General features: G+C 70.8%; 12 protein-coding genes. 4 read left to right on the forward strand and 8 right to left on the reverse strand.

All coding sequences use genetic code 11. The annotated features are described in order from the left end of the window. The first annotated feature begins 4 nt into the window (after positions 1–4). From dnaK to ACFYWX_RS04260, 4 genes are read left to right on the forward strand one after another with little or no spacing between them, the layout of a single operon-like run. Positions 5–1,846 carry a molecular chaperone DnaK gene (gene dnaK, locus ACFYWX_RS04245; RefSeq protein WP_389422406.1) on the forward strand — a complete coding sequence of 614 codons (1,842 nt, stop codon included), beginning with the start codon at positions 5–7 and terminating at the stop codon, positions 1,844–1,846. Continuing rightward, a complete protein-coding gene (gene grpE / locus ACFYWX_RS04250; RefSeq protein WP_389422407.1) occupies positions 1,843–2,508 on the forward strand; it encodes a nucleotide exchange factor GrpE in 666 nt (221 codons plus the stop codon). Before dnaK ends, grpE begins: the two co-directional genes overlap by 4 nt. A gap of 33 nt (positions 2,509–2,541) precedes the next feature. Next, positions 2,542–3,723 (forward strand): molecular chaperone DnaJ, encoded by a 1,182-nt coding sequence (gene dnaJ / locus ACFYWX_RS04255; protein WP_389422408.1) that lies wholly within the window; start codon positions 2,542–2,544, stop codon positions 3,721–3,723. A gap of 5 nt (positions 3,724–3,728) precedes the next feature. Next, positions 3,729–4,178, forward strand: a complete 450-nt coding sequence (locus ACFYWX_RS04260) for a heat shock protein transcriptional repressor HspR (protein ID WP_389422409.1) — start codon at positions 3,729–3,731, stop codon at positions 4,176–4,178. 270 nt (positions 4,179–4,448) lie between these two features. Here the strand turns inward: ACFYWX_RS04260 and ACFYWX_RS04265 are convergent, their stop codons facing one another. The 8 genes from ACFYWX_RS04265 to ACFYWX_RS04300 all read right to left on the reverse strand — a co-directional run bounded on the left by ACFYWX_RS04265 (position 4,449) and on the right by ACFYWX_RS04300 (position 12,853). Then, positions 4,449–4,955 (reverse strand): fibronectin type III domain-containing protein, encoded by a 507-nt coding sequence (locus ACFYWX_RS04265; RefSeq protein ID WP_389422410.1) that lies wholly within the window; start codon positions 4,953–4,955, stop codon positions 4,449–4,451. 634 nt (positions 4,956–5,589) lie between these two features. Continuing rightward, positions 5,590–5,856: a hypothetical protein gene (locus ACFYWX_RS04270; RefSeq protein ID WP_389422411.1), complete on the reverse strand. Its 267-nt coding sequence runs from the start codon at positions 5,854–5,856 to the stop codon at positions 5,590–5,592. Between the two features lie 20 nt (positions 5,857–5,876). Beyond that, positions 5,877–7,358, reverse strand: a complete 1,482-nt coding sequence (locus tag ACFYWX_RS04275) for a WhiB family transcriptional regulator (protein WP_389422412.1) — start codon at positions 7,356–7,358, stop codon at positions 5,877–5,879. A gap of 127 nt (positions 7,359–7,485) precedes the next feature. Further along, positions 7,486–8,133, reverse strand: a complete 648-nt coding sequence (locus ACFYWX_RS04280; protein WP_389422413.1) for a hypothetical protein — start codon at positions 8,131–8,133, stop codon at positions 7,486–7,488. Positions 8,134–8,140: 7 nt separating this feature from the next. Next, positions 8,141–9,334: a hypothetical protein gene (locus ACFYWX_RS04285; RefSeq protein ID WP_389422414.1), complete on the reverse strand. Its 1,194-nt coding sequence runs from the start codon at positions 9,332–9,334 to the stop codon at positions 8,141–8,143. Continuing rightward, positions 9,331–9,939, reverse strand: a complete 609-nt coding sequence (locus ACFYWX_RS04290; protein ID WP_389422415.1) for a hypothetical protein — start codon at positions 9,937–9,939, stop codon at positions 9,331–9,333. Before ACFYWX_RS04290 ends, ACFYWX_RS04285 begins: the two co-directional genes overlap by 4 nt. Before the next feature lie 37 nt (positions 9,940–9,976). Next, the gene (locus ACFYWX_RS04295) at positions 9,977–10,603 is read right to left on the reverse strand and encodes a hypothetical protein (RefSeq protein ID WP_389422416.1); all 627 of its coding nucleotides are present in this window, start codon (positions 10,601–10,603) and stop codon (positions 9,977–9,979) included. Positions 10,604–10,633: 30 nt separating this feature from the next. Further along, on the reverse strand, positions 10,634–12,853 hold the full coding sequence (locus tag ACFYWX_RS04300) for a hypothetical protein (protein WP_389422417.1): 2,220 nt from the start codon (positions 12,851–12,853) through the stop codon (positions 10,634–10,636). Between the last annotated feature and the right edge of the window lie 3 nt (positions 12,854–12,856).

Here is a 12,856-nt window from a genome sequence, read left to right on the forward strand (position 1 = left end):
CACCATGGCACGTGCGGTCGGCATCGACCTGGGCACGACTAACTCCGTCGTCAGCGTTCTGGAGGGCGGCGAGCCCACCGTCATCACCAACGCCGAGGGTGCCAGGACCACGCCGTCCGTCGTCGCCTTCGCCAAGAACGGTGAGGTGCTCGTCGGCGAGGTCGCCAAGCGCCAGGCGGTCACGAACGTGGACCGGACCATCCGCTCCGTCAAGCGTCACATGGGCACCGACTGGAAGGTCGAGCTCGACGGGAAGCCCTTCAACCCGCAGCAGATGTCGGCGTTCATCCTGCAGAAGCTGAAGCGGGACGCCGAGTCGTACCTGGGCGAGAAGGTCACGGACGCGGTCATCACGGTCCCCGCGTACTTCAACGACTCCGAGCGCCAGGCGACGAAGGAAGCCGGCGAGATCGCCGGTCTCAACGTCCTGCGTATCGTCAACGAGCCCACCGCGGCCGCGCTCGCGTACGGCCTCGACAAGGACGACCAGACGATCCTCGTCTTCGACCTCGGCGGCGGCACCTTCGACGTGTCGCTCCTGGAGATCGGTGACGGCGTCGTCGAGGTGAAGGCCACCAACGGTGACAACCACCTCGGTGGTGACGACTGGGACCAGCGCGTCGTCGACTACCTGGTCAAGCAGTTCGCCAGCGGTCACGGCGTGGACCTCGGCAAGGACAAGATGGCGCTCCAGCGCCTGCGTGAGGCCGCCGAGAAGGCCAAGATCGAGCTGTCCTCCTCCACCGAGACCTCGATCAACCTGCCCTACATCACGGCGTCGGCCGAGGGCCCGCTGCACCTGGACGAGAAGCTCACGCGCGCCCAGTTCCAGCAGCTGACGGCCGACCTGCTGGAGCGCTGCAAGACGCCGTTCCACAACGTCATCAAGGACGCCGGCATCTCCATCAACGAGATCGACCACGTCGTCCTCGTCGGTGGCTCCACCCGTATGCCCGCCGTCGCCGAGCTCGTCAAGGAGCTGACCGGCGGCAAGGAGGCCAACAAGGGTGTGAACCCGGACGAGGTCGTCGCCATCGGCGCCTCGCTCCAGGCCGGTGTCCTCAAGGGTGAGGTCAAGGACGTCCTGCTCCTCGACGTGACCCCGCTGTCCCTCGGCATCGAGACCAAGGGCGGCATCATGACCAAGCTGATCGAGCGCAACACGACGATCCCGACGAAGCGTTCGGAGATCTTCACGACGGCCGAGGACAACCAGCCGTCGGTGCAGATCCAGGTCTACCAGGGCGAGCGCGAGATCGCGGCGTACAACAAGAAGCTCGGCATGTTCGAGCTGACCGGTCTGCCGCCGGCGCCGCGTGGCGTCCCGCAGATCGAGGTGTCCTTCGACATCGACGCCAACGGCATCATGCACGTCACGGCCAAGGACCTCGGCACGGGCAAGGAGCAGAAGATGACCGTCACCGGCGGCTCCTCGCTGCCGAAGGACGAGGTCGACCGGATGCGCCAGGAGGCCGAGAAGTACGCGGAGGAGGACCACGCCCGCCGCGAGGCCGCCGAGGCCCGCAACCAGGGCGAGCAGCTCGTCTACCAGACCGAGAAGTTCCTCAAGGACAACGAGGACAAGGTCCCGGGCGACATCAAGACCGAGGTCGAGGAAGCCGTCGGCGAGCTGAAGGAGAAGCTCAAGGGCGAGGACACCGCCGAGATCCGCACCGCCACGGAGAAGGTCGCGGCCGTCTCCCAGAAGCTGGGCCAGGCCATGTACGCCGACGCCCAGGCCTCCCAGGCGGCTCCCGGTGCCGACGGTGCCGAGGCTCCCAAGGCCGACGACGACGTCGTCGACGCCGAGATCGTCGACGACGAGCGCAAGGACGGTGCCGCGTGACGGAGGAGACCCCGGGCTTCGACGAGAAGCCCGACGTCCCCTCCGGCGCCACCCCTGAGGACGCCGAGCCGCAGGCCGCCTCTCCCTCTTCGGAGGAGGCGGCGGCCCCGGCAGGGGACGCAAGTGCACAGATCGCCGGCCTGACGGCGCAGCTGGACCAGGTGCGCAAGTCGCTCGAAGAGCGCACCGCGGACCTCCAGCGGCTCCAGGCCGAGTTCCAGAACTACCGCCGCCGGGTCGAGCGCGACCGGATCGCGGTCAAGGAGATCGCCATCGCGAACCTCCTGACCGAGCTCCTGCCCGTGCTCGACGACATCGGGCGGGCCCGGGAGCACGGTGAGCTCGTCGGCGGGTTCAAGTCCGTCGGGGAGTCCACCGAGGTCGTCGCGGCGAAGATGGGCCTGCAGCAGTTCGGCAAGGAGGGCGAGCCCTTCGACCCGACGATCCACGAGGCGCTGATGCACAGCTACGCGCCGGACGTCACCGAGACGACGTGCGTGGCGATTCTGCAGCCCGGGTATCGAATCGGCGAGCGCACCATCCGCCCCGCGCGGGTGGCCGTGGCCGAGCCGCAGCCGGGGGCGCAGACGGTCAAGGCCGAAGGGGCCGACGAGAAGCCGGCCGGCGACGACAAGGAGAACGGTGGCCCGGACGAGGGCTGACGTTGAACCGACGAGGAAGGAGGGGCGTCGAGGATGAGCACCAAGGACTTCATCGAGAAGGACTACTACAAGGTCCTCGGCGTCCCCAAGGACGCCACCGAGGCCGAGATCAAGAAGGCGTACCGCAAGCTCGCCCGCGAGTACCACCCGGACGCCAACAAGGGAAACGTCAAGGCTGAGGAGCGCTTCAAGGAGATCTCCGAGGCGAACGACATCCTCGGTGACCCCAAGAAGCGCAAGGAGTACGACGAGGCGCGCGCCCTCTTCGGCAACGGCGGGTTCCGCCCGGGGCCGGGCGCGGGCGGCGGCTCCTTCAACTTCGACCTGGGCGACCTCTTCGGAGGCGGCGCCCAGGGCGGGGGTTCCGGAAGCTTCGGCGGCGGAATCGGTGACGTCTTCGGGGGCCTGTTCAACCGCGGCGGCACCACGGGCACGGGCCCGCGTACTCAGCCGCGGCGCGGCCAGGACATCGAGTCCGAGGTCACCCTCAGCTTCACCGAGGCGATCGAGGGCGCGACGGTCCCGCTGCGGATGTCCTCGCAGTCACCGTGCAAGGCCTGCTCGGGCACCGGCGACAAGAACGGCACACCGCGCGTGTGCCCGACCTGCGTCGGCACCGGACAGGTGGCGCGCGGCAGCGGCGGCGGCTTCTCGCTCACCGACCCGTGCCCGGACTGCAAGGGGCGCGGACTGATCGCCGAGCACCCCTGCCTGGACTGCAAGGGCAGCGGCCGCGCCAAGTCGTCCCGCACGATGCAGGTCCGCATCCCCGCGGGCGTCACGGACGGCCAGCGCATCCGCCTGCGCGGCAAGGGCGCACCGGGCGAGCGGGGCGGCCCGGCCGGCGACCTGTACGTCGTCGTCCATGTCAGCGCCCACCCGGTGTTCGGCCGCAGGGAAGACAACCTGACGGTGACGGTCCCGGTGACGTTCGCGGAGGCCGCCCTCGGCGGCGAGGTCCGCGTCCCGACCCTCGGCGGCCCGCCCGTCACCCTCAAGCTGCCGCCCGGCACACCCAACGGCCGCACCATGCGCGCCCGGGGCAAGGGCGCGGTCCGCAAGGACGGCACCCGCGGCGACCTCCTGGTCACCGTCGAGGTGAGTGTCCCGAAGGACGTGGCGGGGAAGGCTCGTGACGCACTCGAGGCGTATCGCGAGGCGACAGCGGGCGAAGACCCGCGGGCGGAGCTGTTCGAGGCTGCGAAGGGAGCTTGAGCGTGATGGACGGCCGTCGGCGTAACCCGTATGAACTGACCGAGGAGACCCCGGTCTACGTCATCTCGGTGGCGGCCCAGCTCTCCGGCCTGCACCCGCAGACGCTGCGACAGTACGACCGCCTGGGCCTGGTCTCCCCCGACCGCACCGCCGGCCGGGGCCGCCGCTACTCGGCCCGCGACATCGAACTGCTGCGCACCGTCCAGCAGTTGTCGCAGGACGAGGGCATCAACCTGGCCGGCATCAAGCGGATCATCGAACTGGAGAACCAGGTCGCTGCGCTGCAGTCGCGGATGGCGGAGCTGCAAGCCGCCCTGGACGGGGCGGCGGCCGCGATGCAGCAGCGGGAGGCGGCGGTGCATGCCTCCTACCGCCGGGATCTGGTGCCGTACCAGGAGGTGCAGCAGACCAGCGCGCTGGTGGTGTGGCGGCCGAAGCGGCAGCAGGCCGACTGAGGCGTGCGCGTGCACGTGGAGGGGCCCGGAGATTCGTCTCCGGGCCCCTTTCGTGTGCGGTGAGTCCGTCAGCGCCCGACTGTGAACTCCAGCCAGGAACCGCGCTCCCCGGTGCTCCCGTAGTACCCCACCGCGAATACGCTGACCGCGCAGGGGCCGTTGTACTGCGGGGTCCACTCGATGGTGTTCGTGGTCGTGACGCGACCCAGACCGCTGTCGCCGCACGCACCGGAGATGGACCAGCTGTAGCCCTGCAGCAGCCGCCCTTCGTCACCGGCCCCGGGCTGGACGCCGATGACGATGGGAGAGCGCGTGGAGCCCGAGGAGATCAACGTCAGGCGCGGCTGGGCCGGTCCCGTGCCGGTGGCGGGGACACGCCGGTCGGCGACGGCCGCGGCGGAGGGCACCGACTCGGCGCCCGCGCTGTCGACGGCGGTGACGTAGTAGTACGCCTTGCCGAGCGATGCGGACCTGTCCTGCCAAGGCCCGGTGGACGTGTTGCCCAGCCGTGACCGGCGCGGAGACCGGCGAGAGGAGCCCGGCTCCGTCGACGGCCACCACGGTGTACCGGTACGCAGTCCCCGCCTCCGCCCGAACATCCGTGAACGACGTACCCGGCACGATCTCGGGCCCGTCCTGATCCTGCTGCCCCTCCGGCGCGCCCCACACCTCGTAGTGCTCGACGTCCTTCGAGGAGGGCTTCCACGCCAGCGAGTTGCCCGCTGTCGTGCCCGTCGCGGTGAGCCCGGTGACCTGCGCGGGCGCGGTCCGGTCCACGGTGACGGCGGACTTGTCCGCTGTACCGGCCGACTCGTTGCCCGCCTTGTCGTAGGCGCGGATCTCGGAGGGCGTAGAGCAGGTGCTGGATCAGGGCCAACGAGTCCTTCACCGAGTGTGCTTCGCGGGCCAACGACACGTCGATGGGGGCAAGGGCTTTTTCGCGATGCGGGCGAACAGGGCGTCGTATTCCGAGAGCTGGGGAAGAGGGCTTGCGCTCGTCGAGGAGATGGCGGACGGGTGGGGTGTGGCCGATCAGAGGGCGGGGCGGTATGCGAAGGGGGTGTGGTTCGAGTTGGACGGGAGAGACGGATCGCTCCGCCAACGTTCGAACGGGTGAGCTGGGGTCGCTCCCCTGGTCAGCCGCACTACCGTGTATCCGTCCAGCCCCCGCGTTCGGACGATACGCCGGGTGGAATCGGCGGCGACCTACCCGTGGCCGACGCCCCGCCCCCGTGAGCCCAGGAGGGACGATTGGAGGATTGGTGCCACGCCCAGGCCGGTCTATTGGGGATCGCGCACCCTGGTGGTGGCACAAAACCTCCAGGAAGCGGGGGTGTTTCCCCTGTGCAGGCCTACTGAAGACAGCCTGGGCATCGGTGAGGCGATCACCGGGACGAAGCGCGGCTGATGCTCAGCTCAGCTGTTCCGTCGCGCCGTTCGGGTGGATCAGGAGGCGGATGGCGCCGCCGTAGCGGTTGTCCGTGATGGTGGCGGGGGTGGGGGCGCCGAGTTGTTGGGCGCGTTGTTGGAGGATCGAGAGGATGACCTCCTGGATGTCGCCGTAGGGCGGGGCGGTGATCGGGACGCCGTCGATGAGGCCCGCGTTGGGGGAGAAGACGTGCACCTGGGCGTCGGCAGCGGCGTCGGGCGCGGCGGGGGACGGGGTCGCTTCGGTCATCGGGTTCCTTCCGGCTCGGCTCAGGCGCTCTTCGCCTCGTCCTGCTCGGGCAGGCCGTGGTCGGGGACGTCGGGGGTGCGAGCGTATGTGCCGCGGGCCAGGCGTCGCAGGCGGCCCGACTTGACGAGGGCGGACAGGACGTTGCTGATCGTCTTCGACGGGTCGCCGTACACGCCGGGCGGCAGCGCGCGCAGGATGTCGCGGGCGGAGAACGGGCCGGGGAAGGTCGCCAAGGCCGCTTCCACGGCGGCGCGGATGCTGGGCGCGGCGGCGCTGCGGCGGCCGGTGCCGGCCAGGGGCGCGGAGCCGGCGGCGGTGGTCGTCCTGCCGGGGGGCGCCGGGTGCGGCAGGTGGGAGCGGATGCCGAGCAGGGCGGTGCGGATGGCCTCCAGGTGGGCCTCGTCGCCGTCGGCGGAGGTCGCGGCCAGCATGGTCGCCACCTTCTCGATGTTGCCGAGGGAGGCGGCCAGTTCGCGCAGCAGCGGCTCCACGAAGTCGCGGCGCAGCGCGGTCACCGGGTCGGTGGTGGCGAGTTCCAGGGAGACGGATCCGGTGAGGGTGCGCGGGGAGGCGTCGGCCTCCTCCGGGGCCGCCGTGCTCTCCGGGAGCAGTGACTCGACGGCCGTGCGCACGGCGCGGACCTCGCGCACCGTGTCGGAGGTGACCTCGCCGCCGGGCACGCTCATCAGCATCGCGACGAGCTGTTCCAGGCTGGTGAGCGCGGGCAGTGCGGAGCGGATCAGCGGGCCGAGCAGCGTCTGCCGTACGGCCTGGGCGGGATCCTCGTACGAGAACGCGATCCGCTGCCCGGACTCGGCCGCTGCCATGTCCTCGTTCCCGCTTTCCGTCGGCCCGTACGTCGGGGGCTGTCTGTGGGTCGGCTGTGTGCCGGTGTGCTCGTGCAACTGCTCCGGTACGGCGGGGTGGATTTGCTGCAACGCCCTTTGTTGCTGGGCCAGTTGGTTCTGGCGCAGGTCGAACGCGTCCAGGATCCGGTCCAGTTCGGGCAGGCCGTGTTCGCTGGGGTGGCGCGGGGTCGGTTCGCCGGTGCGGTCGCCGGTGCGTGAGCGCAGGCGGGTCAGGCGGCGCGCGGTGGCGCCGAAACCTTCCGCCTGGCGGGTGGGCAGGTCGCCCTCGGCGTCGCCGATGCCGAGGGTGCGGCGCATCCAGCGGCGGTCCTCCTGCGTGGTCGCGGCCGCGTAGCCGGACGGTTCGGCGTGGGCGACGGCGTCCTGGAGGCACTCCGCCCACAGCGGGCAGGAGGCGCACAGGTCGCGGGCGGTGCGTTGCAGGACGAGGTGCTGGCGGCGCTGTTCGCGGTGTTCGGGTGAGGTGTCCGTCGGGCCTGTCGGGTCCGTCGTGGTGTCCGCGCTCTCCAGCAGCGGGTGCTGGAAGACGTCCGGTCGGCGCCGGCAGGGCAGGGCGGCGTCAGGTATGTGCGCCCCCCGTACCGGCCCGCGCGACGAGCGCGCGGACAGCGCCGTATGGCTTGCCATACGCATGTGTGATGTCCCCCGTGGTGATCCTTGATCGCGGGGGACTTTAAAGCAATTCGTCAACCCCGTGCAACGCATCTGCAAAGGGCGTGCCGTTCTGACACAGTGACGCGACCAAACATTCACATCGGCCTCAGCTGTCCACCGGTCCTGCGTTCTTGCGTCGCAGCAGGCGGCTGAACGACGGCGAAATCCGGCCGGCCGTTGCCTTCACGCCTCCGCCGCGCATCGCCAACACCCCGACCACACCCAGGAATCCGACCGGCACGCCCGCCTCCGGGACGAACATTCCGACGGCCGACGCGATGACGAGGATCACATCGGCGAGGACGACGGTGACGCCGCGGCGGCCGGGATGGTCCTTCACCATCCAGGCGCCGAGGAGGGCCATGCCGGCGAGGGCCCAGTAGCCGAAGACCGCCTGCCCGCTGACGGCGAGGCCACTCGACCAGCGGGCCGCGTCACCCGCCGCGGAGAGGTAGCCGGTGAGTGCCGTGGCGAGCGTCGTCGAGGCGAGCGCGAGCAGCAGCTGGACGCGGCGGCGCAGCAGCCGGACGAAGGCGGCGAGGACGAGCAGCACGCAGACGGCTACGAAGGAGGAGCCGCTCTGGGAGGCGAGGGCGAAGAGGGTGTAGACGGCGGCGAGGCCGAAGACGACACGGGGGAGCAGACGGACGGCCCAGGGGTCGTTCTTGTCCTGTCGGAGAAGACGGCGGAAGGGGCTGCCGGCGGGAGGCTGCGGGGCCTGCCCGGGTGAGGTGCTGCGAGGGGTGCGGCTCATGGGCGGATCACACTCCCAGACCCGAGTCGTTCGACGTCTCGGGGGTCGGAGGGGCCTGGGCGGGTGACGCCGGAGTGTTCTGAGGGCTCGGCGTCACGATGTTCTTCGCCTCGACCTTGACGCCGGGCAGGTAGACGCCGTGGGTGCTGACCGCGGCGGCGGGCTCCGCTGAGGGCTGGGGCTGCGGGGACTCCCGTCCGGCGCTGACCGCGACACCTGGGAGGAAGACGCCGTGCGTACTGACGGCGGGAACCGGGACCTCCGCCGCCCGCTGCTCCTCGACCACGGGGGTCTCCAGCGCCTGCTCGGTGCGGAGGGACAGGACCTCCTCCGTGAGCTGCTCGACGTCGGCGGTGCGTCCGTCCAGCTGGGCGACGCGGGCGCACGCTTCGAGGACTGCGGCGCGCTGCGCCTCGGGGGTGGGCAGGGACCTGAGCATCTTGAGGTCCACGTGGCCGGCCTCGGTTGTCCTGGCACGCTCCGGGTTCTCATCCTCGTACCACAGGTGGTGGACCTGCGCGCGGACGCGGTCCTCGGACAGCAGCGCCCGCGTCTGAGGCGGGAGCCCTTCCAGATCCGCCTCCGACGGCGGGTACATGAAGTGGATGTTGTCGAGGCCCGTGCCGGTGCGGAGCTCGGGCAGTTCCGTCTGGTACGCCACCGACCAGGGGGCGAGACCCCTCGCGAAGAGGACGGCTTCGCCCTGCGTGGCCTTCGCGTACTCCTGGGAGAGAGCGGACCAGGCCTGGCCGGCGAGGGCGTTGCCCTCCTTCTCATCCAGCTCCAGTGCGTCGTGCACGGCCTTGTCCCACAGGTGGAGGGCGCTCAGCTCCTTGCCGCCCCGGGTGCCCTCCAGGAAGCGCGTGCTCCCGTCCGCCACCGCGTTCTCCGCATCGGTGTACGCCCCGGCGACGTGCTGGTTGCTGAGTCGCTCGTTCTCTTCGAGGTAGGGGTGGTTCTGGAGGACGTGGGACCAGAAGGCCGACCTGATGTCGGGGTCGGGTGTCGCGACGTGCGGGCCGAGCTCCTCGTGCACGAAGCCGACGAGGTACTCCGTGAGCCCCTTCTCGGCGGCTTTGGCCTGGGCCTTGAGCTGCTGGGCGATCGCCACGCCCTCCGCGGGCGTCAGCCGACGGGCGTCGTCCTTCCGGAGCTTTCGCGCGGCGTCGATGAGCTCGTTCGGCAGTGGCTCCTGGTTCACAAGACCTCCGGCGGGTAGCAGTCGACTTTGATCAGCGCGCCTCGCTTCTCGCCCGGCAGCGGGGCGATGCCGAGGTTGACCCAGAGCACGGTCACGCGCCCCTCTGGACCGGACGCCGGCCAGATGGCCAGGCGGTAGGGGCTCTGGTTCTCCAGCCGCAGGTCACGGGGCATGAGCCAGTGGCCGTCGTGCGGCGGCTCGGGAAAGGCCGGGTCGTCCCAGGCTCCGGAGAACTCGGGCTCACCGAGCACGGAGCGCGCGGCCGCCTCGTACGCCGTCCACGCCTCGGCGGCGCGGTCCAGCACCGTCTGGTTCTCGGCCGGGTCGTCCGCCCTGAGGTGCCAGGTCGTCCAGGAGAGGCTCGCGACCGGGGCCCAGTCCCCGCCGACGACCGGGTACAGCGCCATCTGCTGGCCGGTGGCGGTCTCGACACTGAGCGTCCGCTCGCTCGGTACGGGCCGCCAGCCCAGGAGTGTGCACCAGTCGTCCAGCGCCTGACCGGAGCTGGGCGGGCCGACCCAGACCGCCGGCCAGTCCACGTGCTCCAGTTCCTTCAGCTCCTCGGTGAACTGCTGGGGAGACCGTTCCGTCTTGAGAGTCGTCATCGTGTGTCGCTTTCCTCGTCTGTCTGCTGGTCCCGGGTCATCCGAGCCAGGCCGGGCCACGGTCCTCCGGATCAAAGGGGCCGTGGCAGGCGAGGCCGATCCTCGCATCGGCCGGAGCCGGGCGGGACGGTGAGCCCAGCCCCGAGGTCATCTTCAGTTCGATGAGGGGTGCCTCCGGTGTTCGGAAGCGCCACACCGCGACGCGGTACGGGTCCCGGTGCTCGAGACGCCGTTCCCGGCTGAACCACGCTCGGCCGGGGAGCTCCGGGAAGTCCGGCGCGTCCCACATCCCGTCCCACTGAGGCGCGCCCATGAAACCGCGCAGGGCGTCGAGACAGGCCGTCCAACGGGCCTCCGCCAGGGCCAGGACCCGCTCGTTCTCGCCCGTGCCCCGGGCCTGGGCGGACCACACGGTGTGCTCGGCCCTGGTCACCGGCCGGCCTGGGGCGACCGTGGCGAGGTACAGACGTCCTCCTCCTGCGGTACGGATGTGCAGGCCGCCCTCGAACCACAGCGGGCGCCAGCCGAAGCCCGCGCACCAGTACGTGCGCTTGCCCTCGTCCTCCGGCACCCCCGCCCACACCGTGGGCCAGTCCACGCCGATGAGCCGCTCGAGTTCCGCGACCAGTTGGTCGGGGGTGCGGTCGGCGGTCAGGACAGGCATGGGCTGGCTCCTCGGAAATTGGGGGTGCGGTCAGACGCGGCCGTTGGGGTTGCGCGGGTCCCGTGGGGGCGGCGGTGTCGGGGGCGCGGGCGGGCGGGGGGTGGCAGGGGGCGCCGGGGTCGCCGGGGGCCGGGGTGCGGTGGGCTGCTCCGGGGCCGGGGGCCGGGGGCGGGGTGCCGCCGGCTGGGGTTGGGGCTGCTGTGCCGCCGGTGCCGGGCGCTGCTCGGCCGGGGCCGTGGGCTGGGGGGCCGGCCCGCCGCCGGTGCCGCTGACGCGGCGGCCCTTGCGGGGAGCGGGAGCGGTGAGCCGCTTCTCCTCCGGGGGCTTCTGCTGCTCGGGCACCGGCTGCTGCCCCCCGCGCTGCGACTGCGCCATCTGGTACGCGGCCTGCCGCTGCTCGCGCTTCGACTGCCCGAGGACGCCCGCCTTCTGCAGGGTGGCGCGGCCACGGCCCTTGTTGGCCCACTTGTCCGCGGCCCAGGCCGCGCCCTTGGCCGTACCGCTCGCGACCCGCCCGCTGGCCTTGGCCCCGCCCACGAGGGCGTCGGGCGTCTTGCCTAGCACCTTGTCGCTGCCGGCGGTCGCCGCGTCCCGGATGCCCAGGGCGTCGCCGGCGCCGCCCGCGAACTGCGGGCTGAAGTTCCCGGCGAGGAGCTTCTTCAGCATCATCACGACGGCGATGGTGACCAGCATGAGCAGGAGCAGCTGGGTACCGAGCGCGACCTTGGCCGGCAGGATCATCTGGTACAGCACGAGGAGCACGGTGAGGATCACACCGAAGCCCGCGCGCAGGACGAAGCTGTGGACGAACGTCTCCAGCCAGCCCTTGAGCAGTTTCTGCTGGGAGGGGTGGATGCCGAGGGTGGCCACGAGCGGCAGCAGGATCACCAGGATCAGGGTCACCGCGTGCCAGAGCAGGGTCAGGCCGCTGAGGACGATGACCATCAGGCCGACGATCAGGGCCGCGATGACCGAGTAGAAGGCGAGCCCCACGCGGCTGCCGGCGTTGGCCCCCGCCCAGTCGTTGAAGGCCACGGGGTAGATGTGCTTGTCGTCGACCTTGTCGCCCTGGTCGTAGCCGCCCGCGATCTCCCGGCGGATGGGGATCCAGCGGAGCATCTTCTTGTCGACGGACTCCTTCTTGAACTCGTCGAAGTTGGTCCGGGACTGTGCCACGAGCTGACGCACGCGCAGATCCTCGCAGCGTGCGCCCTTGCCGTACTCACACGCCTTGTTGGCGTCCTCGGGGACGCAGACGCCCCGCTCGATCTCGCCGCCGTCGTTCTTGAAGATGCAGTTCTTGCCGGGATCGCCGAACTGCCCCAGCGCCCACGGCCGGAAGGCGAGCGTGTCGTACATGGCGCAGCTCGACACCCTGAGCCCGCGGTTGTAGGCGTTGTCGGACAGGTCGCACGGAGACTGCATCTCTCCCGAGACACCGCCGAGCACGGTCGAGGTGAGGGCGGAGTTGGCCCGGGCGATGTAGGAGTCGGCGGTGCTGACGAGCTTGTCGTAGTTGCCGCCGGTCAGGAACGCGGTGACGGCGACGATGGTGAGCGCCGACCAGGAGATGCCCGCCCACACCTCCCGCATGTCGCCCTTGCGCCACTTGGTGAACACCCACAGGCCGACCAGCAGGATCATGACGGGTACGGCGGGCCGCAGCACGTTCTCCTTGAGCGTCGTCACGACGCTGTCCCGGCCCTCGTACAGCCCCGCCAGCGGGCTGGGGTTGGAGGCGGACTCCTTGATGGAGATGGCCGCGCGCGTGAAGATCTTCGTGCCGTCGAAGATGGAGTTCGCGATGCCGTTGTTGACGTAGCCCATGACCGAGCAGTCGTCGGCCCCGCTGCCCACCGGCCCGTTCCGCTCGGAGGCGTCGCCGCGGCCCTTGAACGTCTGGGACCAGTTCAGGCCCCGCATGCCGTTCATCTCGTAGATCGTGTACTTGTCGGGGGAGCCCGGCATCTTCACCGCGCCGGTGACCATGCCCTTGCTGTCGGTGAGCGTCGTCGACTGCTCGCTGCTCTTCTCCCACTGGTTGACCGCCGCGAACATGGACTCACCGTTGGAGCCCGGCGCGTCCTGGTGGTAGGTCTCGTCCCCGGTGAAGTCGCAGGAGAAGTCCGCGTGTGCGGCCGTCGGCATGGCCAGGGTGAGGGCCAGCAGGGTCAGCGCCACGAAGAGGACGGCGCGGACGGCTGCACCGGCCTTGCGGGCGGCTCGGTGCAGCGCGGTGCGCGAGGGCATCTG

This window comes from Streptomyces sp. NPDC002888 (assembly GCF_042888465.1).
GTDB lineage: Bacteria > Actinomycetota > Actinomycetes > Streptomycetales > Streptomycetaceae > Streptomyces.

Bases quoted from the DNA above. Each gene is read 5' to 3' on its own strand.
- dnaJ (WP_389422408.1), top strand. From the start codon at position 2,542: ATGAGCACCAAGGACTTCATCGAGAAGGACTACTACAAGGTCCTCGGC.
- ACFYWX_RS04270 (WP_389422411.1), bottom strand. From the start codon at position 5,856: ATGACCGAAGCGACCCCGTCCCCCGCCGCGCCCGACGCCGCTGCCGAC.
- dnaK (WP_389422406.1), top strand. From the start codon at position 5: ATGGCACGTGCGGTCGGCATCGACCTGGGCACGACTAACTCCGTCGTC.
- ACFYWX_RS04260 (WP_389422409.1), top strand. From the start codon at position 3,729: ATGGACGGCCGTCGGCGTAACCCGTATGAACTGACCGAGGAGACCCCG.
- ACFYWX_RS04275 (WP_389422412.1), bottom strand. From the start codon at position 7,358: ATGCGTATGGCAAGCCATACGGCGCTGTCCGCGCGCTCGTCGCGCGGG.
- ACFYWX_RS04300 (WP_389422417.1), bottom strand. From the start codon at position 12,853: ATGCCCTCGCGCACCGCGCTGCACCGAGCCGCCCGCAAGGCCGGTGCA.
- ACFYWX_RS04295 (WP_389422416.1), bottom strand. From the start codon at position 10,603: ATGCCTGTCCTGACCGCCGACCGCACCCCCGACCAACTGGTCGCGGAA.
- ACFYWX_RS04290 (WP_389422415.1), bottom strand. From the start codon at position 9,939: ATGACGACTCTCAAGACGGAACGGTCTCCCCAGCAGTTCACCGAGGAG.
- ACFYWX_RS04280 (WP_389422413.1), bottom strand. From the start codon at position 8,133: ATGAGCCGCACCCCTCGCAGCACCTCACCCGGGCAGGCCCCGCAGCCT.